This window comes from Ruegeria sp. 6PALISEP08 (assembly GCF_001238295.1).
In the GTDB taxonomy this organism is placed as follows: domain Bacteria; phylum Pseudomonadota; class Alphaproteobacteria; order Rhodobacterales; family Rhodobacteraceae; genus Ruegeria.
On the sequence record NZ_LGXZ01000001.1, the window covers coordinates 133,713 to 157,723 of the forward strand.

General features: G+C 57.3%; 25 protein-coding genes. 16 read left to right on the forward strand and 9 right to left on the reverse strand.

The features are described from left to right. Positions 1 to 275: 275 nt before the first annotated feature. Together ALB80_RS00690 and tig are read left to right on the forward strand one after the other, a co-directional pair. On the forward strand, positions 276 to 1,400 hold the full coding sequence (locus tag ALB80_RS00690; RefSeq protein ID WP_050602541.1) for a porin: 1,125 nt from the start codon (positions 276 to 278) through the stop codon (positions 1,398 to 1,400). Between the two features lie 183 nt (positions 1,401 to 1,583). Then, positions 1,584 to 2,915: a trigger factor gene (gene tig, locus ALB80_RS00695; protein WP_050602107.1), complete on the forward strand. Its 1,332-nt coding sequence runs from the start codon at positions 1,584 to 1,586 to the stop codon at positions 2,913 to 2,915. 98 nt (positions 2,916 to 3,013) lie between these two features. Here the strand turns inward: tig and ALB80_RS00700 are convergent, their stop codons facing one another. The 6 genes from ALB80_RS00700 to rpsF all read right to left on the reverse strand — a co-directional run bounded on the left by ALB80_RS00700 (position 3,014) and on the right by rpsF (position 6,799). Beyond that, the gene (locus tag ALB80_RS00700) at positions 3,014 to 3,868 is read right to left on the reverse strand and encodes an acyl-homoserine-lactone synthase (protein WP_050602108.1); all 855 of its coding nucleotides are present in this window, start codon (positions 3,866 to 3,868) and stop codon (positions 3,014 to 3,016) included. A gap of 107 nt (positions 3,869 to 3,975) precedes the next feature. Beyond that, a complete protein-coding gene (locus ALB80_RS00705; protein WP_050602109.1) occupies positions 3,976 to 4,677 on the reverse strand; it encodes a LuxR family transcriptional regulator in 702 nt (233 codons plus the stop codon). Between the two features lie 235 nt (positions 4,678 to 4,912). Then, positions 4,913 to 5,398, reverse strand: a complete 486-nt coding sequence (locus ALB80_RS00710) for a transglycosylase SLT domain-containing protein (RefSeq protein ID WP_083445152.1) — start codon at positions 5,396 to 5,398, stop codon at positions 4,913 to 4,915. Positions 5,399 to 5,556: 158 nt separating this feature from the next. Next, positions 5,557 to 6,177, reverse strand: coding sequence for a 50S ribosomal protein L9 (rplI, locus tag ALB80_RS00715; protein WP_050602110.1), 621 nt, complete (start codon positions 6,175 to 6,177; stop codon positions 5,557 to 5,559). Between the two features lie 12 nt (positions 6,178 to 6,189). Further along, on the reverse strand, positions 6,190 to 6,417 hold the full coding sequence (gene rpsR, locus ALB80_RS00720) for a 30S ribosomal protein S18 (protein WP_005608650.1): 228 nt from the start codon (positions 6,415 to 6,417) through the stop codon (positions 6,190 to 6,192). 28 nt (positions 6,418 to 6,445) lie between these two features. Then, complete coding sequence (gene rpsF, locus ALB80_RS00725; protein ID WP_050602111.1) at positions 6,446 to 6,799, reverse strand: 30S ribosomal protein S6; 354 nt, start codon at positions 6,797 to 6,799, stop codon at positions 6,446 to 6,448. A 283-nt stretch (positions 6,800 to 7,082) separates the two neighbouring features. On the opposite strand from rpsF, the gene ALB80_RS00730 reads away from it, so the two are divergent. Beyond that, a complete protein-coding gene (locus ALB80_RS00730) occupies positions 7,083 to 7,601 on the forward strand; it encodes a hypothetical protein (RefSeq protein ID WP_050602112.1) in 519 nt (172 codons plus the stop codon). A gap of 126 nt (positions 7,602 to 7,727) precedes the next feature. Then, positions 7,728 to 8,300, forward strand: coding sequence for a YceI family protein (locus tag ALB80_RS00735; RefSeq protein ID WP_050602113.1), 573 nt, complete (start codon positions 7,728 to 7,730; stop codon positions 8,298 to 8,300). A 60-nt stretch (positions 8,301 to 8,360) separates the two neighbouring features. Here the strand turns inward: ALB80_RS00735 and ALB80_RS00740 are convergent, their stop codons facing one another. Next, positions 8,361 to 9,581: a cytochrome b/b6 domain-containing protein gene (locus tag ALB80_RS00740; protein ID WP_050602114.1), complete on the reverse strand. Its 1,221-nt coding sequence runs from the start codon at positions 9,579 to 9,581 to the stop codon at positions 8,361 to 8,363. Between the two features lie 174 nt (positions 9,582 to 9,755). Between ALB80_RS00740 and fabD the strand changes: the two genes are divergently transcribed. The 7 genes from fabD (at position 9,756) to mltG (ending at position 16,064) form a co-directional block, all read left to right on the forward strand. Continuing rightward, positions 9,756 to 10,694 (forward strand): ACP S-malonyltransferase, encoded by a 939-nt coding sequence (gene fabD, locus ALB80_RS00745; protein WP_050602543.1) that lies wholly within the window; start codon positions 9,756 to 9,758, stop codon positions 10,692 to 10,694. 42 nt (positions 10,695 to 10,736) lie between these two features. Beyond that, the gene (gene fabG, locus ALB80_RS00750) at positions 10,737 to 11,474 is read left to right on the forward strand and encodes a 3-oxoacyl-[acyl-carrier-protein] reductase (protein WP_050602115.1); all 738 of its coding nucleotides are present in this window, start codon (positions 10,737 to 10,739) and stop codon (positions 11,472 to 11,474) included. Between the two features lie 208 nt (positions 11,475 to 11,682). Continuing rightward, entirely contained in the window at positions 11,683 to 11,916 is a 234-nt protein-coding gene (locus ALB80_RS00755; protein ID WP_050602116.1) for an acyl carrier protein, read from the forward strand. Between the two features lie 138 nt (positions 11,917 to 12,054). Further along, complete coding sequence (locus tag ALB80_RS00760) at positions 12,055 to 12,594, forward strand: GNAT family N-acetyltransferase (RefSeq protein WP_050602117.1); 540 nt, start codon at positions 12,055 to 12,057, stop codon at positions 12,592 to 12,594. A gap of 122 nt (positions 12,595 to 12,716) precedes the next feature. Continuing rightward, complete coding sequence (locus tag ALB80_RS00765) at positions 12,717 to 13,460, forward strand: HisA/HisF-related TIM barrel protein (RefSeq protein WP_050602118.1); 744 nt, start codon at positions 12,717 to 12,719, stop codon at positions 13,458 to 13,460. Positions 13,461 to 13,640: 180 nt separating this feature from the next. Beyond that, complete coding sequence (fabF, locus tag ALB80_RS00770) at positions 13,641 to 14,906, forward strand: beta-ketoacyl-ACP synthase II (RefSeq protein ID WP_050602119.1); 1,266 nt, start codon at positions 13,641 to 13,643, stop codon at positions 14,904 to 14,906. Next, positions 14,907 to 16,064 carry an endolytic transglycosylase MltG gene (gene mltG / locus ALB80_RS00775; protein WP_050602120.1) on the forward strand — a complete coding sequence of 386 codons (1,158 nt, stop codon included), beginning with the start codon at positions 14,907 to 14,909 and terminating at the stop codon, positions 16,062 to 16,064. An 87-nt stretch (positions 16,065 to 16,151) separates the two neighbouring features. Here the strand turns inward: mltG and ALB80_RS00780 are convergent, their stop codons facing one another. Next, positions 16,152 to 17,417 carry a DEAD/DEAH box helicase gene (locus tag ALB80_RS00780; RefSeq protein WP_050602121.1) on the reverse strand — a complete coding sequence of 422 codons (1,266 nt, stop codon included), beginning with the start codon at positions 17,415 to 17,417 and terminating at the stop codon, positions 16,152 to 16,154. Positions 17,418 to 18,408: 991 nt separating this feature from the next. Between ALB80_RS00780 and ALB80_RS00790 the strand changes: the two genes are divergently transcribed. Then, a complete protein-coding gene (locus ALB80_RS00790; RefSeq protein ID WP_050602545.1) occupies positions 18,409 to 19,635 on the forward strand; it encodes a DNA-packaging protein in 1,227 nt (408 codons plus the stop codon). Positions 19,636 to 19,663: 28 nt separating this feature from the next. Here the strand turns inward: ALB80_RS00790 and ALB80_RS00795 are convergent, their stop codons facing one another. Beyond that, positions 19,664 to 20,623, reverse strand: a complete 960-nt coding sequence (locus ALB80_RS00795; RefSeq protein WP_083445153.1) for a cation transporter — start codon at positions 20,621 to 20,623, stop codon at positions 19,664 to 19,666. Positions 20,624 to 20,802: 179 nt separating this feature from the next. Between ALB80_RS00795 and ALB80_RS00800 the strand changes: the two genes are divergently transcribed. From ALB80_RS00800 to ALB80_RS00815, 4 genes are read left to right on the forward strand one after another with little or no spacing between them, the layout of a single operon-like run. Next, on the forward strand, positions 20,803 to 21,966 hold the full coding sequence (locus ALB80_RS00800; protein ID WP_050602123.1) for a phage portal protein: 1,164 nt from the start codon (positions 20,803 to 20,805) through the stop codon (positions 21,964 to 21,966). Continuing rightward, a complete protein-coding gene (locus tag ALB80_RS00805) occupies positions 21,959 to 22,177 on the forward strand; it encodes a hypothetical protein (RefSeq protein ID WP_050602124.1) in 219 nt (72 codons plus the stop codon). Before ALB80_RS00800 ends, ALB80_RS00805 begins: the two co-directional genes overlap by 8 nt. 14 nt (positions 22,178 to 22,191) lie before the next feature. Beyond that, complete coding sequence (locus ALB80_RS00810) at positions 22,192 to 22,749, forward strand: HK97 family phage prohead protease (RefSeq protein WP_050602125.1); 558 nt, start codon at positions 22,192 to 22,194, stop codon at positions 22,747 to 22,749. A gap of 35 nt (positions 22,750 to 22,784) precedes the next feature. After that, positions 22,785 to 23,963 (forward strand): phage major capsid protein, encoded by a 1,179-nt coding sequence (locus ALB80_RS00815; protein WP_050602546.1) that lies wholly within the window; start codon positions 22,785 to 22,787, stop codon positions 23,961 to 23,963. Positions 23,964 to 24,011: the final 48 nt, after the last annotated feature.

Genomic DNA, 24,011 nt, shown 5'->3' on the forward strand with positions numbered 1-24,011 from the left:
GAGTCGGCGATATTTCGCCGTCAAGATCAACGTCAATGCAGACCGGATGTTTGCCAGACGCATAACTGGGGGTCACAATTCATTTGCGTGCCCTTACAGCAGATGTGCTATGTTTCATGTAAATATATGGAATATATTGTTAAATTGTAATAGTGATCGTGGCTTTTGTTGCGAAATTGCAATGCTTGCGCGGGATAGAATGCGGGCCACTGGAATGCTCGCGCTCAGTAACATTTGGGTAGTACCTGAAACCCGAACCTTTCATGGTGAGTGAAATGACCCCTTGTATCAAATACATGTCAGTTGCAGCCATTTTGACTGCGACAACTGCAATTCCGGCTGTTGCCGAGTTGAAGTATGAGAACAACTCTGGCGGCTATGTGCTGTTGTATGGACAGTTCAACCCGGCCTTGATTTCAGTTGATGACGGGCAGGATACTGAGACCCGTGTTCTCGACAACGATCTATCGAACAGCCGCGTCGGCCTGCGTCTTATGCAGCCTTACGGACAAAACGAATTCACGTTCCGATTTGAATCTGCGCTCGGATTGCCGAACTCGACCGAGTGGAACCAGAACGGTACAAATTTTAGTGGCTGGACTCGTGAAGATATTCGTCACGTGGATTTCGCCTTGAAGGGAAATTACGGTAAATTCTCGGCGGGTCAGGGCAGCATGGTGTCTGATGGTGCCGCAGAAACTGACCTCAGCTATGTTGGAACTGCGCTGTATTCGTTTACCAATGACGAAAACTCGGGCTTCTTCTATCGCGACACGACAGGTTTGCTGAGTGGTATTACGGTTGGCGACAGTTCCAGCAACTTTGACGGCGCGCGCCGCGGACGCGTGCGGTATGACACGGCGTCGTTCAATGGGTTCTCGGCCGGTTTTGCTTATGGTCAGAACATCCTGTCCAGCAGTGATGACGACGACTACTACGACGTCGGTTTGTTCTATGAAAACACCTTTGCCGGCGGTGTGGAATTCGCAGCATCCATTGCTTATGCGGTAAGAGATCGGGATGACAACTCGGGCGATCGCAAAGACACGATCGGCTCAGCGTCGGTCCTGCTGCCCAGCGGTCTGGGTTTTACGATCGCTGGTGGCACACGTGACGATGACCAGGCCGGTGCTACGGATCCGAACTACTGGTACGGCAAGATCTCGTACGAGGGTAACTGGGTGTCTTGGGGCAAGACGGGTGTCGGCATCGATTACTATGGCGGCTCGGACTTCGAAAGCAACGGTTCGGACACCAAAGCATGGGGTATCGCCGTGGTTCAGAAGGTCGAAGCGATCAACACAGACGTCTATCTGAAATATCGTAACCACGACTTTGATGACGGTTCATCCTTTGACAACAACGAAGCCTGGGTATTGGGCGCGCGTTGGAAGTTCTGATCGCACTGAAAAAATCAAACATGAACGCTCCGGTTTCCGGAGCGTTTTTTTGCGGTTTAAGCGATCAAATACTGTTGGATTCCGCCTTTGCCCCTTGCACGTAAGCTGCTGTCCAAATAGAAGGCGTCAAATTTGCCTGGCGCGCCCTTTTTGCGCGCCCCGAATCCTATGGGGACTACCATAATGCAGGTTACCGAGACGCTGAACGAAGGTCTGAAACGCGGCTACAACATCGTTGTGACCGCAGCCGAGCTGGACGCAAAGGTCAATGAAAAGCTGAACGAAGCGCAGCCGGAAATCGAAATGAAAGGTTTCCGCAAGGGCAAGGTGCCGATGGCGTTGCTGAAAAAGCAGTTTGGCCAGCGCCTGCTGGGCGAAGCGATGCAGGAGACCATCGACGGTGCCATGAACAAGCACTTTAAAGACAGCGGCGACCGCCCTGCGCTGCAGCCCGATGTCAAGATGACCAACGAGGACTGGAAAGAAGGCGACGACGTAGAAGTCGCGATGTCCTACGAAGCACTTCCCGCGATCCCCGAAGTCGACCTGAAATCGGTCGAGCTGGAGAAGCTGGTTGTCAAAGCCGATGACGCAGCCGTGGAAGAAGCGCTGAACAATCTGGCCGAAACTGCACAGGACTTCAAGGCGCGCCGCAAAGGCTCGAAAGCCAAAGACGGCGATCAGATCGTGTTCGACTTTGTCGGCAAGGTTGACGGAGAAGAGTTCGAAGGTGGTTCGGCCGAAGAGTACCCGCTGGTTCTAGGCTCCAACAGCTTCATCCCCGGTTTCGAAGAGCAGCTGGTTGATGTGAAAGCCGAAGAAGTCAAAGACGTCAACGTCACCTTCCCGGAAGAATACGGCGCAGAGCATCTGGCCGGTAAAGACGCTGTTTTCACCTGCACCATCAAAGAGGTGAAAGAGCCGGTTGCGGCTGAGGTCAACGACGATCTGGCCATGAAATTTGGTGCCGAAGATCTGGACGCCCTGAAAGCCCAGATTTCCGAGCGTCTGGAGGCGGAATACGCTGGTGCCTCGCGCGCTGTCATGAAACGCGCCCTGCTGGATGCACTTGACGAGAAAGTATCGTTCGACCTGCCGCCTTCGCTGGTGGAAGCCGAAGCCAAGCAGATCGCGCATCAGCTGTTCCACGAGGAAAACCCGGACGTGGAAGGCCACGACCACGGTGAGGTTGAGCCCACTGAAGAGCACACCAAACTGGCCGAGCGTCGTGTACGTCTGGGTCTGTTGCTGGCCGAGCTGGGCCAGAAGGCCGAGGTTGAAGTGACCGACGCGGAAATGACTCAGGCGATCATGAACCAGGCGCGTCAGTACCCCGGTCAAGAGCGTCAGTTCTTTGAGTTCGTTCAGCAGAACGCTCAGATGCAGCAGCAGCTGCGTGCGCCGATCTTTGAAGACAAGGTTGTGGACTACGTCTTCGAACTGGCTCAGGTCGCTGATAAAGACGTCAGCAAAGATGATCTGCAAAAAGCTGTCGAGGCATTGGAAGAGGAGTAATCCTCTTCCGCCCATCCCCAATGGGCACAAAAAAACGGAGCCGCCTGTTCATCAGACGGCTCCGCTTGGGTGGCTTTTGTACCTATGAGGTGAGGGGGTCATGCCTCATGAGCAAAAGCACGGGGGGTTTGTAGCAGAGCGGTTTTCTGCTCTGGTGTGAACGTGTTCGAGAGCGCTTCGATCAGCTTCAGCACATCTTGCCGTTCAGCTTCTGTCGTGGCTGCACTCATCTGTTCGACGAAATACTTCTCAAGATCCGTCAGTGGTTTGTGATCTTGATTTGCTGGCGCGCGCGCTGCGGCTTTCTTGGCGGCGAACAGAGCCAGTGCATCGTCTTCATCGATAAAGACATCGTTGCGAATGCCCGCGAATTCTCGCAAACCCGCGATGCGTTCGTCGGTGCAATCCAGCAGGGCGGCCAGTGCATGGACCTTGCCCATCGGAACTGTTTTACCGACATAGTCATATGGGGCGCAGTTCGACCGTTTCAGAACCCGGTCCATGACCGGATCGATAACAGTGATGATATCCTGGATACCAGCGTTCTTTGCATATTCCAAAGAACCGATCATCAACTCGCATGTTGCGTAGGAGACCGAGTTCTTGTCCTTGCCCCGAGTGAGACGTTGGGTGTCGACGCAGAAGCGGGTCGATTCCCACATGGTTGCGCTGCGCAAGGGAGCTTCCCCGCACAAGATCGCCGAGAAGACATCCGACAGCATGTGAGGGCCGGTGGTCTGGAGGGCACGCACGGCTGCGACGACATTCCCCTCATCGTCGAGTCCGATTACATATGCCGGGTCCAGATGATCGAACTCGTCGATTTCTTTTCCGTCCTGAATATTAACGTCCCATCCAAGACGTTCGCCAAAAACACGTGCTCTCAACTCGAACATTTCGTCAAGAACCTCGCTGAACATATGTCTGTTCAGGCCATCTACCACGATGATCATTTCTTCCCCCTTCGAGTGGTTGTTCGGTAATTTCGACGTTACCGCTCTCTGGGGATATTTCTATTGGGGGATTCCCGTATTTTGGCGAAATTTTGCGTTTTTTATGATTAGCCTGGGGTAATTAGACCAATCGCTATCGCCCGACCGACGGCTTGCGGCGTTGTCAGCGCACTAAGCTTTTCTCGGCTTGAACGCAAGTGAACTTCTACCGTCCGGTGTGAAATGGACAAAATATCGCCGATGTCCTGTTGGGATTTACCTGCAGCAACCCATTGCAGGATCTCTGCTTCTCTGGACGAAAGCGTCGGATGATACAGCGCATTCGTCAGTTCATCTGTCGAAACGACGTGGTCATGAATGTGGACCGCCATGGACTGCAGATCGCTGATCACATGAGTGTAGAGCTTGCGCCACTCTTCCTTGCTGCAGTTGCGCGTGGCGCTCAGCAGACCGATGTCCCCATAGGGGCCGCGCACGGGAATTGTAACGCCTTGATTGGACAGACCAAAATCACTTGCATCTCGGAACACGCGCTGGAAATCGGGGCTGCGCTCGAGGCGACTCCAGTCGACAGGAGCAATGCTGCGGCGGGCCATGTGGATGGTGGGATCCACCATGATCAAACCCTGGTTTTGGTAGTGCTCGGTCCACGCGTCATCATATGTAACGAAACCGGCAACCGTCCCAGCGGCTGGGTTCATGCCCGCATAAGCGGCATGGTCCATCTCATGCTTATCACAGATTTGCCTTAGAAATTCAGTGTAGCGAACTTCTGAATCCGGCAGAGTGCTCAGATCGACAATTTCCATGCGGCGCCTACCAACTGCGGCCCATCTTTGTGCTCGATGGTGTGGTCGAGCAAACGTATAAACAGAGTGGAACCCGATTACCTCACTCGAGCAGAACACCATATTTTCTTAAACGTGACAAGGCGAGGCATATATTGTCTGCGCAATTCAGGACATTGCGATGATCAATAGAACATTTTTGTCACTATATCGCCTGAAGTGCTAACCTTCAGGCGAAAACTGACGCCAAACACCGTCAAGATGCGGGTCTGAGCCCGGTTTCTACCAGCATTCCACGCGCTTTGGCTTCGGGGTAAAAACCCTTGGCGTAAAGGAAAATCGCCCTTTGCTGATCGCCATCAGAAATCAGCCAGGCCCCGCGCAGGTATTTTCCAGCGAACTCAAGGTTGGTATCTGCGTCCAGAAGGCCTTCGGCATTTCCTTTGTAACCCATCGAGCGGGCAGTGGCCGGGAGGATTTGAAGAAGGCCATAGTAAGGGCGGTTCACGGCCCAGGGGCGATGCGTGCTTTCGCGGATGGCCAGCTTGTGAACAAGCTCACGCGGGAGTTCGTAATGATCCGCCCATTTGTTGATCGACGCTCTGAGTTCAGGCGTTTCATTTGGATAGAGCGGCGGGTTGAACTGAGACGTGTCGGCTTTGGAGACCTCTCCACCGCTACATGCAATCAGTGGGATCGTGAGCAGAAAGGCAAGGGCGCTGCGGCGGGGATAAGCGGGCATCTAGAATCTCCGGGCGATTGAGGGGCAATGATATGAAACGTTGATACGGTCGCAAGACTAGCGTTAAATTTGGGCCGAAATTTGCTCGTGCACCAACGCCATGAAAAAAGGCCGCACGAAATTGTGCGGCCTTTCGATTGGTTAAAGCTTAAGCCTAATCAGGCTTTGGCTTCGTCTTCCTCAGCAGGGACAGCTTCGGCAGCCAGATCATCGTCTTCCGATGCGGCCGAGCCGATGTCGTCGAACAGTTCTGCGATCTCGAATTCAGCGGCTGCTTCTTCTTCAGCGGCCAGTTCCTGGATCGATTTGCCCGATGCCTGCAGTTCGGCTTCTTCTTCCGAACGTGCAACGTTCATCTTGATCTGGACTTCAACTTCGGGGTGCAGTCTGACTGCGACCGAGTGCAGGCCCAGTTCCTTGATCGGCGCGATCAAGATGACCTGTTTCTTGTCGACGGTGAAGCCTGCTTCGGTTGCAGCGTCTGCGGCGTCACGCGGAGTGACAGAGCCGTACAGAGCGCCAGCGTCCGACGCCGAGCGAATCACAATGAACTGCTGTCCGTCCAGCTTTTCAGCCAGCGCTTCAGCTTCTTTCTTGGTTTCCAGGTTGCGTGCTTCCAGCTGCGCTTTCTGGGCTTCGAACGACGCGATGTTGGCGTCCGACGCGCTCAGGGCTTTGCCCTGGGGCAGCAGGAAGTTGCGGGCATATCCGGACTTGACGTCAACGACATCGCCCATCTGACCCAGTTTCGCAACGCGTTCCAGCAGGATAACTTGCATGTCAGTCTCTCCTTACTTCACGGCGTAGGGCAGCAGGGCGAGGAAGCGCGCGCGCTTGATCGCACGGGCCAGTTCACGCTGCTTTTTCGCCGAAACGGCGGTGATGCGCGAAGGTACGATCTTGCCACGCTCAGAGATGTAACGCTGCAGCAGACGTGTGTCTTTGTAGTCGATCTTCGGCGCGTTCTCACCCGAGAACGGGCAGACCTTACGACGGCGGAAAAATGGTTTTGCGGCCATGGTTTAGTGTCCTTTCCTCAGGCGGTGATCAACGACGCTCGCGGCGGTCGCCACGTTCGTCACGCTTCTGCATCTGAACCGACGGGCCGTCTACGTGGCCGTCGACCTTGATGGTCAGAACGCGCATGACGTCATCATGCAGGCGCATCAGACGTTCCATTTCCTGAACCGCACCCGAGGGGGCGTCGGTCTTCAGGAAGGCGTAGTGGCCTTTGCGGTTCTTGTTGATCTTGTAGGCCATCGTCTTGACGCCCCAGTACTCGCTATCAACCAGCTTGCCGCCGTTGTCAGCCAGTACGGTGCCGAAATGTTCGACGAGGCTTTCCGCCTGCGCGTTGGACAGATCCTGACGCGCGATCATTACATGCTCATACAGTGGCATGTGCACTCCTGTTTATATCAAGGCGCATTTCATAGGCGGGGCCATTTGGTCCTTCGCGACCCTGCCACGAGAGGCTGCGCGATTCATATGACTGCGAAGGATGGCCCCGTATACACGTTTGAGCGGGCGGGGCAAGCCCTGCCACATATGCCTCTGAGAGGCCGCCCAATTTCCTTTGGGACGCCCAATTGCTGACGCTTTTCGGCTCAAAGTTGTTTTTCGTACCGGGCGTTACCCGGACCCAACCGAATTTCGACAGTAACCTGATAAAAGGTGAAATGGTATGACCGCGACAAACACAAACACATACCGGGAAGAGGCGACCAGTTCGCGCTTTGAAAATTCGGTACCGGTAATGATCACGTTCGCACCGAACTGGAAGGCCCGTTTGATTCTGGCGCGTATGGTCGGTGCATTCCTGATCGTTTCGGCATTCTCGATGTGGCTGATGCCTGGATCGATGATCAGCGCGGATGTTTGGCCGATCAAGATGGTGGCATCGATGCTGTTTCTGATCGTGGGTGTCAGCTTGCTAACGATCGATATCATGGACCCCCGGCCGGATGCCTATTTTGATCCCATTCGTCGTGAAGTTCGAGTGCTGCAGAAGAACGAAGGTGGGCGTCCGCAGACCGTTTTGCGCCGCAGCTACGACTCGCTGGGTGGTGCGCGTTTCGAAGAGAACGAAGTTCATCTTTTCGACGTGGACGGCAGCCTGTTGATGAAGCTGCCGCTTGAATCGGCGGATGTCAGCCGAGCTCTGAAAGGACAGTTGAGCAAAAGCGTAACAATTTTCGGCTGAATTCTATTCTGTTCAAAAAGGAACAGAAGTTGTGTCGGAATGAGGGTTGTGTGCCGCCAATAGGCGGCACATTTAGTTTGTGAGCAACCGTTACGGTTTGCATTCACAAAAAACGCGGAGATTGTTATGAAATCCACCCTTCTTGCTGCCGCACTGGCTGTATCAGCGACCACGGCATTTGCCAGCGCCGAGAAATACGTGTTGGACCCGAGCCACAGCCAGGTTGTCTTCAGCTATGACCACTTGGGCTTCTCGACCACAACTGGCATGTTTTCGGGCTTTGAAGGCGAGATCATGTTTGATCAGGAAGATCCGGCTGCGTCGAGCGTTAGCGTATCGATGCCGGTCTTGGAGATGTTCACAGGCTGGAAGCCGCGTGAAGATCATTTCATGACGGAAGATTTCTTTGGTGCGGTCGAGGGCGATCTGATTACCTTTACCTCGACAGGTATTGAGGTAACCGGAGAAAACACTGCCAATATCACTGGCGACCTGACCATGAACGGCGTGACTAAGTCTGTTGTTCTGGACGCCGAGTTGAACAAAGCTGACAACCACCCGATGGCAAACAAGCCTTGGGCCGGTTTCAGCGCGACCACAACTCTGGTCCGCAGCGATTTCGATCTGGGCCAATTTGCACCGTTCGTCGGCGACGAAGTGCAGGTTCAGATTTCGGTCGAAGCTCAAAAAGCTGAGTAAATACAGAGTTTCGAAAATCGAAGCCGCCGGTGATTGTTTCACCGGCGGTTTTTTTTAGCTTTATTGGTTGCGGCGGGCTGTGAGCTCGACGGTAGCGGATACAGCAAAGCCCAACGACTCTTCTGTGGGTTGTGAAGTACCGACGTTAAAGTCCAGCCGATTCAGTTCAACAGACCCTGCCATGCTGGCCGTATCGCCCTGAAGATCCAGCGAGAAGGGTAGAATGATATCCATCGTGCTATCGCGAATGGTCAGCGGGCCGCGAGCCTCGAATCCGGTTTCGGTTTTGAACAGATCCGCAGTGAATTGAGCCGTGGGGAACTGCGCTGAATCAAAGAAGTCTGCACCCATAGCCTGATCAGTGACCGAACCAAGGCTGAGCGAGCCAATGGCAATGGTAACATCCACCGATCCCGCAGGCCCGGCTTGCGCCGGATCGTCGAAGGTAATGGCCGCCGTCCAATCTGCAAAGGAACCGGTGACGGGGCTGCCCAGTTGCGAGATGGTTATTGACAGGGTGCCGGTCTGTACCTGCCAGTCGGATTGAACTTCGGCAAGTTCGATGTCTGCGTCGTCGGCTTCTTTCGCAAATTCCCCTGTGATCCAGCCGCCCGACAATACCATGGCCCAAACGGTCACAGCGGCAACCGCAGGAACCAGAGAATGATGTTGCTGCGGAGGCTCGGGCGAGTTTGCCTGGCCAGGCAACATTCTGCGCAGTGTACTGTCTTTATCAACGACATGGTGTTTCAGCGCGCCAGCGACGTGCAAGACAAGGGATCCAACCAAAACCCACATGAACAGCCAATGAAGCACGCCTGTTACTTCGGCCACTGCTTCGGATTTCGGGACAAATGGCAGGTTTTGCCCGAAAGGCCACAAGATCGGGGCAAAGCCTTCTGTTGCGGCGTGGTGGACCCAGCCGCTCAGAGGAACAAGGACCAGCGACCCGTACAGGAGCCAGTGCACGGTTTCTGCGGCAAAAGCTTCGGGTTTGTTGTCGGCATTCAAAAGGCCCGGTTTGGTCTGAGTTAAGGCCCACAGAATGCGCGCCAGGGCGACGAAGAATACAGTGATCCCGACCGTTTTATGTAATGAGAAGACACGCGCTGCGCGGGCGATCTCGGCCTCGGTCGGGGCGGTGTTGGCGTGAAGAACCGCATACGCCAGGTTGTCCGCGATCCAGCCGAGCGGCAGGGCCGTCAGGATCAGCAGGGCGGTGAGCCAGTGAAACGTTTTTGCAACGCTTCCGTAGCTGATAAAAGAATTGGTCGCGGCCATGTGTCGAGGACTCCGAGATTCTTGGTTTTGTCCAAAGTAAAGCCACGCGAGGCTTACACAAGTAAGCGCGGGTGCACAGTAATAGTGCCAGAATGCAGAACGCAGGCAGCGCTTGTGCCAGACGGTCAGTCAGTTTACACCCCGCCGCAACCTAACAATATGCATGAGGTTGGCATGACACTCGCGTTCGTTTTTCCGGGGCAGGGCGCCCAGACTATCGGTATGGGCAAAGCTCTGGCCGAGGCTTACCCGGCGGCTCAAGCCATCTTTGATGAGGTGGACGAAGCGCTGGGAGAGAAGCTGAGCAGCCTTATCTGGGAAGGCGACATCGCCGAGCTGACGCTGACACAAAACGCACAGCCCGCACTGATGGCAACATCGATGGCCGCTATGCGTGCCTTAGAGGCCGAAAGTGTTTCGATCAGCAAGGCGGCTTATGTGGCTGGTCACTCGCTTGGTGAATATTCCGCATTGGCTGCTGCTGGTGCTTTGTCGGTCGCCGACACCGCACGTCTTTTGCGCGCGCGTGGGCAAGCGATGCAAAGCGCCGTGCCCGTGGGCGAAGGAGCCATGGCTGCCATCCTCGGGTTGGATCTGGATACTGTACGTGCCGTGGCAGAAGAAGCCGCGCAGGGCGAGGTTTGTCAGGCTGCAAATGACAACGACCCAACCCAGGTAGTAGTATCAGGATCAAAAGCCGCCGTGGAGCGTGCTGCTGAAATCACCAAGGAAAAAGGCGCAAAACGTGCAGTAATGTTGCCTGTAAGTGCTCCATTTCACTGCAAGCTGATGCAACCGGCTGCAGATGTTATGGCAGAAGCGCTTGCTGCTGTAGAAATCAAGGCGCCTGCGGTGCCTTTGGTGGCCAATGTGCGCGCTGAAGCGGTCAGTGACCCGGATCTGATCCGTCAGTTGCTGGTCGAGCAGGTGACAGGTTCGGTACGCTGGCGGGAAAGTGTGCAGTTCATGGCGGCGCAGGGCGTGACAGAAACATGGGAAATCGGTGCTGGTAAAGCGCTGTCCGGCATGATCCGCAAGATTGATCGTGCCATCGCGGGCAAGGCTGTTGGCACCCCGGAAGATGTTCAAAAGGCCGTTCAGGCCGAATCGTAAGCTCAAAACGCGTCGTAGCCGACGCACAAAGAGGGAAACCGAATGTTTGATTTGACAGGTAAGAGCGCGCTGATCACCGGTGCATCTGGTGGCATCGGAGGTGATATTGCGCGTGCGCTGCACGGGGCGGGCGCAACGGTTGGATTATCCGGTACACGAGTCGAGCCACTGCAAGCTTTGGCAGATGAACTGGGCGAGCGCGCGCACGTACTGCCTTGCAACCTGAGTGATCCAGAGGCGGTCGACGCATTGCCGAAGCAAGCGGTCGAGGCGATGGGTTCGGTGGACATTCTGGTCAACAACGCCGGCATCACGCGGGACAACCTGTTCATGCGCATGTCCGACGAGGAATGGCAGAGCGTCATTGACGTGAATATGACCTCGACCGTGAAACTGTGCAAAGGTGTGATCCGGGGCATGATGAAGGCGCGCTGGGGCCGGATTGTGAATGTCTCGTCCGTAGTGGCCATGATCGGTAATCCGGGGCAGGCGAACTATGCCGCGTCTAAGGCCGGAATGATTGGCTTTTCCAAGGCTTTGGCCCACGAAGTTGCAACACGCGGAATTACCGTGAATGCCGTTGCACCAGGTTTTATCACGACCGCAATGACCGAGAAACTGACCGAGGAACAGAAAAAGGGTCTGTTGCTGAAGGTTCCGGCGGGCCGCATGGGCGATCCCGAAGAAATCGCGGCAGCCGTTCTGTACCTTGCAAGCCCCGAAGCAGGCTATGTTACTGGAAGCACCTTGCATGTGAACGGCGGTATGGCCATGTTGTGATCGCGTCAGGGGCGAACGCGAAAGCGTTTGCCTCTTGCGTCGACTATGCTATAGGCGGCGCATCTATGCGGGGCCGGTCTTTCAGGTCGGCCTTATACTTTCCCGTTTACACGGGACCCAAACCGCCCGAAACGGGCAAATCAAAGCCAACCCGTGCGGGCAAGGGCAGAATCGGGCAGACCGCCCTGTAAAGGAATGAGGAATAGACATGAGCGACGTCGCAGATCGCGTTAAGAAGATCGTTGTTGAGCACCTGGGTGTTGAAGAAGACAAAGTCGTGGAAAACGCGTCTTTCATCGACGATCTGGGCGCAGACAGCCTGGACACCGTTGAGCTGGTAATGGCCTTTGAAGAAGAGTTCGGCATCGAGATCCCTGATGATGCAGCCGAAACCATCCAGACCTTCGGCGACGCGGTCAAGTTCATCAGCGAAGCGTCCTAAGCGCTTCTTTCTGATCAAAAGCGGCGCTTCCGGGCAACGGAGGCGCCGTTTTTTTATGCCCGGTCAAAATTCGGTCTTGCACGGCTTTTTTACACTGCGCACTGTTTCCAATGAGGCAAAACTCGAAGTGGACAGGGCATGATAAGATCCACTCCAATGATAAATACCGCGCGTTTGACGCTCTGCGCCATGCGCCCCGAGGATTTTGAGCGGTTCGCGGAGATCTGGCGTGACCCTTGCGTCGTGCAGCATGTTGGCGGGACTCCGCGAACACGTGGCGAAGCGTGGGATTCATTTCTGCGCAATGCGGGACACTGGCAAATGGCCGGATTTGGCCAGTGGGGTGTGATGCAGCAATCAACGCGAACGCTGATTGGGCAGGCAGGGTTCTTTTACGGCAACCGTCGCATGGGCGAAGATTTTGATGGTTTCCCTGAGGCAGGTTGGATTCTGGCCACAGAAGCGCAGGGGCAGGGGCTGGGGTATGAGGCGGCGAAGGCCGCGCATGACTGGTTCGACCGCGTGATTCCCGGACCTTTGGTTGCGATGGTGAACGCGTCCAATCTGTCTTCGCAGAAACTGGCGAAAAAGCTGGGCTATGTTTTGATGCGGGAAGGGGTGTATAGTGAAACCCCGGTGCATTTGTTACGGCGCAACGGACCGCCCGCCCGCGCGTAATTCCGCCACTTTGCCTATATGCCGCAAAATGGCCAAACTGTGCCGATCCCGGTGAATCGGGTTTGGATTGCGCGATCTATGCTGCCGGGGACTTCAAAGCGATTGAGCGGAGGAACAAGCTCATGAGGATTTACCCCACGATGGAACTACAGAACGGCCGGTGTGTCACGCTGGACAAAGGCCGTCTGGATAATGCGATGATCTGGCACGTGAATCCGGTTGAAACCGCGCGGAGCTGGGCCGAGGCCGGTGCCGAATGGATGCATCTGACCGATTTCGATGCGATTGAAGGCAAAGACACCAACGCTGAGCTGATCGAGGAAATCATTCGGGGTGCCGAGATTCCCGTGCAATTGGCCGGTGGTATGCGCACCCGTGAACAGGTCGAATACTGGATCGACAAAGGGGTGGGGCGTGTCGTGATCGGCACTTTGGCCGCGCTCGAGCCGAATCTGGTCAAGGAACTGGCCAAGCTGTATCCGGATCAGATCGTGCTGTCTGTCGACGTCTGGCAGGGATATGTCATGACGGATGGCTGGCGCAACCAGAGCGCTTTCACCCCCGAAGCATTCATCGACGCGTTCGAGGGTGTACCGCTTGCCGCCATCGTCGTGACGGATATCGACAGTGACATGGAAGATGTCGACGCTCAGCTGGGTCTGATTTCTGGGTTGGCCGCGCATTCCCGTACCCCGGTAATTGCAAGCGGTGTCGTGCGTACGGCGGATGATATTTCCCGGTTGGCTTATATTCCCAACATCTCGGGCGCGATTGTCGGGCGCGCGCTGTTCCGCAAATCGCTGGATCTGGCCGAGGCGCTGGACACGGCGAAAGCGGCGCAAGAGCCGGTGGCACAGTTTCAATAACCCGTTCCGCCCTTTCTGACGTGTGCATGAAAGGGCGGGCACACCGTTTTTCCACAATTTGTACTTCTTTGGATGATCGGCGGCAGGATGCCTGCGCGGAAATCGCCCTTGCTCTTGCCCCCGCACCCCGGGCCGGGGTATGAGCGGTTCTCATAACAGGAAGCAGGCAAGAGGCATTTCATGCGCAGAGTCGTTGTAACCGGTCTTGGATTGGTCACTCCTTTGGCCAGCGGGGTCGAGGAAACATGGTCGCGGCTGCTGGACGGAGAATCCGGCGCGGGCCCCATCACGCATTTCGACGCCGAGGCAAGCGGGGTCACTACGACCTATGCCTGCGAAGTGCCCCGCGGTGACGGAACCGACGGCACGTTCAACCCTGATGACTGGATGCCGCCGAAAGAGCAGCGCAAGATCGAGGATTTCATCCTGTATTCGATTGCGGCTGCGGAAATGGCCTGCAAGGACGCGAACTGGTTGCCTGAAGATGAGGAAGACCGCCTGCGAACAGGTGTCCTGATTGGTTCGGGTATCGGTGGGCTGGGCTCGATTGCCAACACCGCCAATCTGATCCGCGACAAAGGCCCGCGCCGTGTATCGCCATTCTTTATTCCGGGCGCTCTGATCAATCTGGCTTCGGGTCAGGTATCGATCCGTCACGGATTCAAAGGGCCAAACCATTCGGTTGTGACAGCATGTTCTACCGGCGCCCACGCCATCGGCGATGCCAGTCGGATCATCCGGGCGGGCGACGCGGATGTCATGGTCGCGGGTGGCGGTGAAGGCTGTATCTGTGAAATTGGTATCGCGGGTTTCAACGCGTGCAAGGCGCTGTCGACCAAGTACGCTGATGACCCCAAGAAAGCCAGCCGCCCCTATGATGTCGACCGTGACGGGTTCGTCATGGGCGAGGGTGCGGGCATTGTGGTGCTTGAGGATTACGAACACGCCAAAGCGCGTGGTGCGAAGATCTATGCCGAGGTTCTGGGCTATGGCATGTCGGGTGATGCGTATCACATCACCGCACCGTCAGAGGATGGCGATGGGGCCGAACGCTCGATGAAAGCCGCGCTGCGTAGCGCTGGGCTGGAGCCGAAAGACCTGGACTATATTAACGCGCATGGCACCTCGACCATGGCGGATACGATCGAACTTGGCGCTGTTGAACGTTTGCTGGGGGATCACGCCGCAAGCGCCACAATGACCTCGACTAAATCGGCAACCGGACACCTGTTGGGGGCTGCGGGCGCGATTGAGGCGATCTTTTCGGTCCTGGCGATCCGCGATCAGGTTGCGCCACCTACGATCAACTTGGACAACCCGGCTGTCGAAACCCCGATTGATCTGGCGCCAAACGCAAAGCGCGAGCGTGAGATCAACGTGGCTCTGTCCAACTCGTTCGGGTTTGGCGGTACCAATGCCAGCGTAATCTTCGGAAAGGTCAGTTAAATGTGGCGGGCCATTGCTTCGAACGCGCTGACCATGTTGGTGGTCGGCCTGTTTCTGATGGGCGGTCTGATCCTTTGGGGACAGTCCCAGTACAAAGCGGAAGGCCCGCTTGAAACCGCAATCTGCCTGCAGGTCAGAAGCGGGTCGAATATGACGCGTGTCAGCCAGGAACTGGAAGAGCAAGGCGCGATCCGCAGCGCCACGATCTTTCGGATGGCTGCGGACTATACGGATCGGGCGCAACGTTTGAAAGCGGGTAGCTTTCTGGTGCGCGAAGGCGCGTCGATGGAGCAGATCATCGATGAGGTTACCAGCAGCGGCGCCAGCACCTGCGGGTCTGAGATCGAATATCGTATCGGCGTTACGCGGGCCCAGACTCGGGTGCGCGAACTGAACCCGGCAACCTTGGATTTTATCGAGATCGCTTCGTTCGATGCGGCTGAAGAAGAGACACCGGAAGCCTATACCGAGAAACGCAACGAGGCGGACACAAGGTATCGCGTGTCGTTGGCCGAAGGTGTGACCTCGTGGCAAGTGGTCGAGGCGTTGAAGTCCTTCGATGCCCTGTCAGGTGAGGTGACCGAGATCCCGGCGGAAGGAATGCTGGCACCCGACAGTTACGATGTCGTGGCGGGTCAGGATCGCAGTGCCATTTTGCAAGAAATGCAGGATAAGCAGCAGTTGCGGATCAATGCAGTTTGGGAAAACCGTCAGGACGGGCTACCGCTGGAGAGCCCCGAAGAGATGCTGATCCTTGCGTCGATCATCGAAAAAGAAACCGGTGTTTCGGAAGAGCGTGGGCAAGTGGCCAGCGTATTTGTGAACCGGCTGAATCAAGGGATGCGGCTGCAGACGGACCCGACTGTGATCTATGGTGTCACCAAAGGGCAGGGCACCTTGGGCCGTGGATTGCGGCGCAGCGAGTTGAACCGCCCGACGCCGTGGAACACCTATCAGATCGACGGGTTGCCACCGACGCCGATTGCCAACCCCGGTTTGGCAAGTCTTGAGGCCGCCGTTGCACCGGATGACACGAGCTTTGTGTTCTTTGTCGCGGATGGCACTGGTGGGCACGCGTTTGCCGAGACGTTACAAGAACACAATCGCAACGTCGCCAAATGGCGCGAGATTGAGGCAGAGCAGAGCTCGGGAAATTAATCTGAACGAAAAGCGTTTTTGTTCTTTGGATTTGCCAACGCCGGTTCTTGACCCGGCGTTGGCTTTTTTGTTGGTGCCGTTCCGGCCTTACGCCGCAGGGCGTTTGCCGCGGGGGCGACGCCGTTTGTTGGCAGCGGGTTTTCCATCCCCATTAGCAGGCTTGGGCTTGAACGCCCGACGGCGGTTGTTCGGGCGGCGCGCAGGCTTTTCTGCTACGGTTCCTTCAGGCAGGGTCCCACTAGCGACCGGGATCTCGATTTTCATCAGCTTTTGGATCTGACGGAGCAGATCAACTTCTTCGGCTGAACAGAATGCAATTGCCTCACCCTCTCGACCCGCGCGTGCAGTTCGACCGATGCGATGGACGTAGTTATCGGGAACCTCGGGCAGATCATAATTGATGACATAAGCCACGCCGGGGATGTCGATACCACGCGCGGCGACATCGGTAGCCACGAGAACGTTAACCTCGCCTGCGCGGAAGGCCTTGATCGCGCGGTCACGTTGCCCCTGGCTCTTGTTGCCATGGATCGAGGCGGCGTTAAAACCGTCGGCGACCAGTCCTTTCATCAGTTTTTCAGCGCCGTGCTTCGTGCGCGAGAATACCAACGTCAGAGCGTCCATATCCTTTGACAGAATCTCGCGTAGCTTGTGGGGTTTTCCCGGCTTGCTGACAAAATGGATCGATTGAGTGATCTTGTCGGCGGCTTTACCCGGGGGCGAGACCTGAACGCGCTGCGGATTGGTCAGGTAGGCACGGCTGAGCTCTTCCATCTGCTTTGGCATCGTGGCCGAGAACAGCATGGTCTGGCGAGGTGTGCCCAGTTCTGGCGCGATGCGGCGCAGGGCGTGGATGAACCCCATGTCAAGCATTTGGTCCGCCTCGTCCAGCACCAGGTGCCGGACCGAGCTTAGGTCGACCGCGCGGCGATCCATCAGGTCAATCAGGCGGCCCGGTGTGGCGACAAGGATGTCAGTGCCGCGCGACAGGAACATGATCTGTTTGTTGATCGATTGGCCCCCAACCACTGTGGCGACGCGCAGTTTGGTGTTCTTGCTAAGGCCGCGCAGGCTGTCGGCGATCTGGTTGACCAGCTCGCGGGTGGGCGCCAGGATCAATGATTTGGCCATTTTCGGCTCGGGTTTGCCAGGCTGCGCTAGAAGGTGATCGATCAGCGGCAGGCCGAAGGCCAGAGTCTTACCAGTGCCGGTCTGAGCAAGGCCGAGGATATCGTGCCCATTCAGCGCCAGCGGAATGGCCTGATTCTGAATCGGAGTGGGTTGTGTAAAATTGGCGCTTTTCAGCGCTTTGTTAAGTGCGGGGGCAAGGCCCAGCATATCGAAGTCGAACAAATAACTATCCTTTATGCCCGGAGCAATCGCCCACGGACAAGTCGTGACGGGTCGCACATGGCGACCTGCAGGGGTTGTGCGAGACCTCGGGACGGGCAGGCGCACCCTGCGCCATCCGGTCATCGCGTCAAGAACCCTGCGTGATGGGGAACTGTGATGTGGATCGGGCGCTGTAGGGCGGAAGAGGTCCGCGCAAGCTCACGCAGCAGCGCTTTGATTGAGTGCACATGAGGGTTGAGAGAGGGATTGTCAAGCTGGCATTTGAAATTGGAGCGAGGTGTTGGCAATGAAGTCGTCGCATTTCCGTCGTTTCTTCGCCCAACTCTGAATGACGTTCTGAAACGTGTTGGCCATACAAAACGGATTTTTCAGCGAGAGCCGTTTTCGCAAAACAGTTAAGCTGAGGAAGGAAATACTTATCGCATCGGACGGTCTGTGTTGCGTCTGTGTTGCGCAAATCATTGACTTTACGGGCTTAATGCCGTATAGGTTGTGTCATGCTAGAAGAAGTGCGCAATGGCCCCGGGGCGACCCGGTGGCCGTTTTTCGTTTCTCTCGTGCGGAGAAAACTCACGCATGAGGTCACAGGCAAACATGACTTTGATTACCCCGGAAGAGCGGATTTCCCAGACGGCTGACTTGTTGCAGTCGCTTGAGAGGTCCATTCGCGATCTGCGGCAAGCGGCGGAAGACCTGCGCAAACAGATCGGTGCCGGGGAGGATGCAGATCTTGCTGGTTCAGCCAGACAACTCGGGCAGTTAGAGGGGCTGATCCGAAGTTGTCAGAAAGTGGAGACAAGCTTTGTCGAACAACATCACAGACAAGCCGGAATTGCCCAAAGCGGGTACGCGTTTGACCTTGACCGAGCTCGGTTTGAGGTCGGGTGCAGGTTGGCTCGCCTCCGCACCTGTTGCGGTGCAGAACAGATTTCTGAGTGAGATCGGGGAGGGGGGGCTGTGTGCCCTCCCTTTCCTGTTTGAGTTCTGGGCGCTGCCGCATCAGCTGCCGCCCAAGAGCGACTGGCGGTCCTGGGTGATCATGGGCGGTCGCGGGGCAGGCAAAACGCGGGCTGGGGCCGAGTGGGTGCGGTCGATGGTTGAGGGGTCGAAAACGTTGGATAATGGGGAGGCCAGTCGCGTGGCACTGGTCGGTGAGACCTTTGATCAGGTGCGCGATGTGATGATCTTTGGCGATAGCGGGATATTGCAATGCTCGCCGCCAGATCGTCGACCTTCATGGAAGGCTTCTGAACGCAAGTTGATCTGGCCCAATGGGGCTGAGGCGCAGGCGTTTTCGGCGCATGATCCTGAGGGGCTGCGCGGCCCTCAGTTTGATGCGGCTTGGGTGGATGAGCTGACCAAGTGGAAGAAGGCCGGGGAAACCTGGGACATGCTGCAATTTGCGCTTCGATTGGGGGATCGGCCCCGGGTCTGTGTGACGACCACGCCGCGCAATGTGAAGGTTTTGAAGGAGTTGCTGGCGTCGCCGTCCACCGTGCAGACCCATGCGCCGACTGAGGCGAACCGGGCCAATCTGGCGGGCTCGTTTCTGGACGAGGTGCGCGCGCGCTATGCGGGTACGCGGTTGGGGCGGCAGGAGTTGGACAGGGTGCTGCTGTCGGATGCCGAGGGGGCACTGTGGACGGGGTCGATGCTGGAATCGGCGCGGTGCACGCAGGTGCCGGAGTTGCATCGGGTTGTCGTGGCGCTGGATCCGGCGGTAACGGCGGGGTCGGGTACAGATGCCTGCGGGCTTGTGGTTGTGGGCGCGCAGGTGCAAGGGCCGCCCGAGAGTTGGCGCGCCTATGTGCTGGCCGACCGGACGGTGCAGGGCGTTGGCCCGGCGGGCTGGGCGCAGGCGGCGATTGACGCAATGGATGAGTTCGGGGCCGAACGGCTGGTGGCCGAAGTCAATCAGGGCGGGCAATTGGTGGAAGAGGTCGTGCGGCAGGTGGACCCTCTGGTGCCTTATCGCGCGGTGCGGGCGTCGCGCGGCAAGGTCGCGCGGGCGGAACCTGTGGCAGCACTGTATGAACAGGGACGGGTGGCGCATGTCACCGGACTGGACGCGCTGGAGGAGCAGATGTGCCAGATGACCGCACGCGGGTTCGAGGGGCAGGGTTCGCCGGACCGGGTGGACGCTCTGGTCTGGGCGCTGCATGAGTTAGTGGTGGGGCCGGCGGGGACGTATCGGAGGCCGAGGGTGCGAAGTTTGTAAGCCCATTGCGGCAAGTGCATCAAGCGCTTTAGACAGGAGCCAGTTCATCTGGCCATCGTCTGGGAAGTTCAGAGATAATCAGCAGAACGTCTGCCCCGGCTAGAACGGCTTGAATATCGTGTATCAAGCGCAGGTTGAGGCGATCGACTTCGTGCGCGAGAATGGAACGATGTGGGTCGTAGTAAACCGTCACATAATAGGAACGGCCCAGTTTGGTGACAGACAGATCCCGAATTTTCCCGCCATCCTCGACCAGGGTTGCACGTAGGGCGCGGCGTGCGGTCGCGATGGTTGCGGGGCTGGCGCTTACGCCAGCAAGCTCGCCCAGTCCGCCTCTGAATTCACGGATATACGACCCGAGGGCCAGCAGACAAAGTAGCAAGACAACCACGGAATCCCCGATCGGTGCGAGCGCAGCAAGAGGGCCTTCCTTGAAGTAGTAGATGGCTGCCAAACCGATGCCTGCCGCAGCAGTGATCAGCCCGTCAAAAAGCGCCGCCTTGGCCTCCAGTCGCAGAATTGCGCTGTTTCGTCCGATGCGGTGCCAGGTGAAATGATGAAAGGCCCAGAGAAAGGTGCAGGTCACGCCAATCCCCGAGAAATAGAGGATCATGGGCGCAAAGCTTAGGGGTTCAGGGGGCAGGCCGATCAGATAGTTGTAGATGTTTTTGAGGGCACTGGTAATCGCAAACAGTACAAGACCCAAAAGAGATAGAGAGCGGAATGTTGAAAAGATCGCCTCGTCTGCGGCATAGCCGAAAGGCCTAAGCTTGTCGGGTCCTGCATCAATTCGTTGGCTGATCTTTCGGCCGAGAAAAGCCGAAGAAAAACCTATCAGTGAGAACAGACCGTCCATCATGATTGCGTTCGAGTTCGATAGAATGCTCGCTAGGATTCCAGCTGCACCCATAAAGAGGTTGCCGCACATGGCTACCACGAGTGCGCGACTTTCCATTCGTTTTCTGGTGGCCAAATCTGGCTGAGTCATCCGGTCGGTCCTGGATTGGTGTCAAGTGCTTCTACCAATAGCCATTCATTCGAAATTGGCCACCCCTTTGGCCAAGCCTGTTGCCCATCCTCCGTACGCCCCATTCCCGAGGCTTAAACTTCTTTCCGTCATAACTCTTTTCAACAAGCCGGGCAGAGCGGCGGCAGAAAGGAGCACAGATGGTATTCGATTTCTTGCGTCGTGGATCGGCTGGGGAAGCGCCCGAGGCAAAGGCGAGCGCGGCGGGGCCTGTGGTGGCTTGGCAAACGGGCGGGCGCGTGGCGTGGAGCCCTCGGGATGCGGTATCGCTGACGCGGACGGGGTTTTCGGGGAACCCGGTGGGGTTCCGTTCGGTCAAGCTGATTGCCGAGGCGGCGGCGGCTCTGCCTCTGGTTCTTCAGGATCAGGTGCAGCGATATGATGTGCATCCGATCCTGTCCCTGATGCGCCGTCCGAATGCGGCACAGGGGCAGGCGGAGTTGATGGAGGCGCTGTTCGGGCAGTTGCTGCTGTCGGGCAATGCCTATGTTGAGGCGGTGCAGGCTGACGAGAGCCTGCCGGTTGAGTTGCATCTCTTGCGCTCGGACCGGATGAGCGTGGTGCCTGGCGCGGATGGGTGGCCCAAGGCGTATGATTACGCGGTGGGTGGCAAGAAGCACCGGTTTGCGGCGGAAAACATCTGTCACATCAAGTCGTTCCACCCGCAGGATGATCACTATGGGTTCTCGCCAATGCAGGCGGCAGCGATGGCGATTGATGTGCATAACAGTGCGTCGCGGTGGTCGAAATCACTGCTGGATAATGCGGCGCGGCCTTCAGGGGCGCTGGTTTGGAAGGGCGGCGATGGCCATGGGGTGATGGCCGAGGATCAGTTCCGTCGTCTGAGCGATGAGATCGAACAGAACTATCGCGGGGCGCGCAATGCTGGCCGTCCGATGGTTCTGGAAGGGGGGCTGGATTGGAAGCCGATGGGGTTCTCGCCGTCCGATATGGAGTTTCAAAAGACTAAGGAAGCCGCCGCCCGCGAGATCGCGCTGGCCTTTGGGGTCCCGCCGATGCTGCTGGGGATTCAGGGCGATGCGACCTATTCGAACTATCAGGAGGCCAACCGGGCGTTCTATCGCCTGACCGTGCTGCCCCTGGTGACGCGGGTGGCGGCAGCTGTGTCGGAGTGGCTGGTGGGCTTTACCGGCGAGGAGTTGGTGATGAAGCCCGATTTGGACCAGGTGCCTGCGCTGTCGGCGGAGCGAGATGCGCAATGGGCGCGGGTCAACGGGGCCGATTTCCTGACGGATGCCGAGAAACGCGCTTTGTTGGGGCTGCCGGAGCGTGCCGATGGCTGAGGGGTATCCCCCATTCGAGTGCGCGCCGGGTCTGCGTCTGGCCGCGCATGAGCGGGTGGCCGAGATCCAGCACGCACATCTGTGTCGGCGTTTGGATCAGATCGAAGAGATGATGGAACGGCTGGAGCGGCGGTTGTGGCTGACGGTCTACGGCGTGGCGGCAGTAATCCTGGCACAGGCGTTTCAGTCATTCCTTGTGGTAACGCCATAAATTCAGTGAGTTACATGGAGAAGTTTGTGGATTTGGAACATAAATTCGCGCGGTTCGGAGACGGATTGTCGGTGTCTGATGATGCGGTGATCGAGGGTTATGCCAGTCTGTTCGGTCAGGTCGATCAAGGCAGTGACGTTGTGCAGCGTGGGGCGTATCGCGGCTCGCTTGAGGGGCTGGCCAAGGCGGGTCAGCGGGTCAAGATGCTATGGCAGCACGACCCGTCGCAACCCATCGGCGTCTGGGACGAAGTGCGTGAGGACGACAAGGGCCTGTGGGTCAAGGGGCGTCTTCTGGAAAGCACACAGAAAGGCCGTGAGGCGGCGGAGTTGATCCGGGCAGGTGCAATGGATGGCCTGTCGATTGGCTATCGCACCAAGCGGGCTGTGAAGAATGACAGGGGCCAGCGGGTCCTGACCGAACTGGAGCTGTGGGAGGTGTCCTTGGTGACCTTCCCGATGCTGCCCAGTGCGCGGGTGGCGGCGAAGGGAACGACCCCGGACGCCGAGGAAGCCCTGCGCAGTATTGCCGAGGTGTTCAACGATGCCCGGCAGGAGTTGGCGCGGACCTAGCGCGCCTCAAACCCATCCAAAAACAGGACATGCTGATGAGCAAGACCGAAACACCGGCTTTGACCGGAGAGGGTGCGCCCCTGGTTCAGGAGGTGAAGCAGGCGATGGCTGGCTTTGTGAATGAATTCAAGGGTCTCAAGGCTGAAGTTAAAACCAAACTGCAACAGACAGAAGAGCGACTGACCATGCTGGATCGTAAATCAACCATTGCGGCACGCCCGCATCTTGCGGCCTCGATTGAGGACGGTGCCCCACACCACAAGGCTTTTGACGCCTATGTGCGTTCGGGCGAGGATGACGGGCTGCGCGGTTTGGAAATGGAGGCAAAGTCTCTGTCAACTGCGGTCAATAGCGATGGCGGCTATCTGGTTGACCCACAGACCGCCGAGACGATCAAGTCGGTGCTGAACTCAACTGCTTCGATCCGTTCGATTGCGTCGGTGGTGATTGTGGAGGCGAACTCTTTCGACGTGTTGATCGATCACACCGATGTAGGTGCGGGCCGGGCGGACGAAAACGCGGCCGCGTCGGAAACCGGGACGCCGTCCATCGATCGTATCTCGATCCAGTTGCACGAACTGAGTGCGCTGCCGAAAGCCTCGCAACGTCTGCTGGATGACAGCGCGTTTGATGTTGAAGGCTGGCTAGCGGGTCGAATTGCCGACAAGTTCGCCCGTGCCGAGGCTGCGGCGTTCATCAACGGTGATGGTGTCGACAAGCCCAAGGGTCTGATGATCCATCGCGCAGTGCCGAATGACAGCTGGTCCTGGGGTAGTCTTGGTTACATTGCGACTGGTATTGACGGTGGTATCGACGCGGATGCGATTGTCGATGTGGTTTATGCGCTGGGCGCGCAGTACCGCGTCAACGGCACCTTTGTGATGAACTCGAAAACGGCAGGTCTGATCCGCAAGCTGAAAGACAGCGATGGCCGCTTCCTGTGGTCGGATGGTCTGGCAGCCGGTGAGCTTGCGCGTCTTATGGGTTATCCGGTGCTGATCGCTGAGGATATGCCGGACGCGGCGTCGGACAGTTTCTCGATTGCCTTCGGTGATTTCAAGGCTGGTTACACCATCGCTGAACGTCCCGATCTACGCGTGCTGCGCGACCCTTTCAGCGCCAAACCGCATGTCCTGTTCTACGCAACTAAGCGCGTGGGCGGCGACGTGAGCGACTTTGCTGCAATCAAGCTGCTGAAATTCGGCACTGCCTAAGCGGTGACGAATCCGGGGGGCCATCGGCCCCTCGGGCGGCGGGCGCGA

What these genes read in the sequence shown, in the direction of transcription:
- ALB80_RS00690 (WP_050602541.1), top strand. Translation starts at nt 276, where the DNA reads ATGACCCCTTGTATCAAATACATGTCAGTTGCAGCCATTTTGACTGCG.
- ALB80_RS00805 (WP_050602124.1), top strand. Translation starts at nt 21,959, where the DNA reads ATGGCTGAGGGGTATCCCCCATTCGAGTGCGCGCCGGGTCTGCGTCTG.
- ALB80_RS00810 (WP_050602125.1), top strand. Translation starts at nt 22,192, where the DNA reads ATGGAGAAGTTTGTGGATTTGGAACATAAATTCGCGCGGTTCGGAGAC.
- ALB80_RS00705 (WP_050602109.1), bottom strand. Translation starts at nt 4,677, where the DNA reads ATGGAAATTGTCGATCTGAGCACTCTGCCGGATTCAGAAGTTCGCTAC.
- rpsF (WP_050602111.1), bottom strand. Translation starts at nt 6,799, where the DNA reads ATGCCACTGTATGAGCATGTAATGATCGCGCGTCAGGATCTGTCCAAC.
- rpsR (WP_005608650.1), bottom strand. Translation starts at nt 6,417, where the DNA reads ATGGCCGCAAAACCATTTTTCCGCCGTCGTAAGGTCTGCCCGTTCTCG.
- ALB80_RS00710 (WP_083445152.1), bottom strand. Translation starts at nt 5,398, where the DNA reads ATGCCCGCTTATCCCCGCCGCAGCGCCCTTGCCTTTCTGCTCACGATC.
- ALB80_RS00800 (WP_050602123.1), top strand. Translation starts at nt 20,803, where the DNA reads ATGGTATTCGATTTCTTGCGTCGTGGATCGGCTGGGGAAGCGCCCGAG.
- ALB80_RS00815 (WP_050602546.1), top strand. Translation starts at nt 22,785, where the DNA reads ATGAGCAAGACCGAAACACCGGCTTTGACCGGAGAGGGTGCGCCCCTG.
- rplI (WP_050602110.1), bottom strand. Translation starts at nt 6,177, where the DNA reads ATGCAAGTTATCCTGCTGGAACGCGTTGCGAAACTGGGTCAGATGGGC.
- ALB80_RS00795 (WP_083445153.1), bottom strand. Translation starts at nt 20,623, where the DNA reads ATGACTCAGCCAGATTTGGCCACCAGAAAACGAATGGAAAGTCGCGCA.
- ALB80_RS00700 (WP_050602108.1), bottom strand. Translation starts at nt 3,868, where the DNA reads ATGATCATCGTGGTAGATGGCCTGAACAGACATATGTTCAGCGAGGTT.
- fabF (WP_050602119.1), top strand. Translation starts at nt 13,641, where the DNA reads ATGCGCAGAGTCGTTGTAACCGGTCTTGGATTGGTCACTCCTTTGGCC.
- fabG (WP_050602115.1), top strand. Translation starts at nt 10,737, where the DNA reads ATGTTTGATTTGACAGGTAAGAGCGCGCTGATCACCGGTGCATCTGGT.
- ALB80_RS00735 (WP_050602113.1), top strand. Translation starts at nt 7,728, where the DNA reads ATGAAATCCACCCTTCTTGCTGCCGCACTGGCTGTATCAGCGACCACG.
- ALB80_RS00765 (WP_050602118.1), top strand. Translation starts at nt 12,717, where the DNA reads ATGAGGATTTACCCCACGATGGAACTACAGAACGGCCGGTGTGTCACG.
- ALB80_RS00740 (WP_050602114.1), bottom strand. Translation starts at nt 9,581, where the DNA reads ATGGCCGCGACCAATTCTTTTATCAGCTACGGAAGCGTTGCAAAAACG.
- fabD (WP_050602543.1), top strand. Translation starts at nt 9,756, where the DNA reads ATGACACTCGCGTTCGTTTTTCCGGGGCAGGGCGCCCAGACTATCGGT.
- ALB80_RS00760 (WP_050602117.1), top strand. Translation starts at nt 12,055, where the DNA reads ATGATAAGATCCACTCCAATGATAAATACCGCGCGTTTGACGCTCTGC.
- ALB80_RS00755 (WP_050602116.1), top strand. Translation starts at nt 11,683, where the DNA reads ATGAGCGACGTCGCAGATCGCGTTAAGAAGATCGTTGTTGAGCACCTG.
- ALB80_RS00730 (WP_050602112.1), top strand. Translation starts at nt 7,083, where the DNA reads ATGACCGCGACAAACACAAACACATACCGGGAAGAGGCGACCAGTTCG.
- tig (WP_050602107.1), top strand. Translation starts at nt 1,584, where the DNA reads ATGCAGGTTACCGAGACGCTGAACGAAGGTCTGAAACGCGGCTACAAC.
- mltG (WP_050602120.1), top strand. Translation starts at nt 14,907, where the DNA reads ATGTGGCGGGCCATTGCTTCGAACGCGCTGACCATGTTGGTGGTCGGC.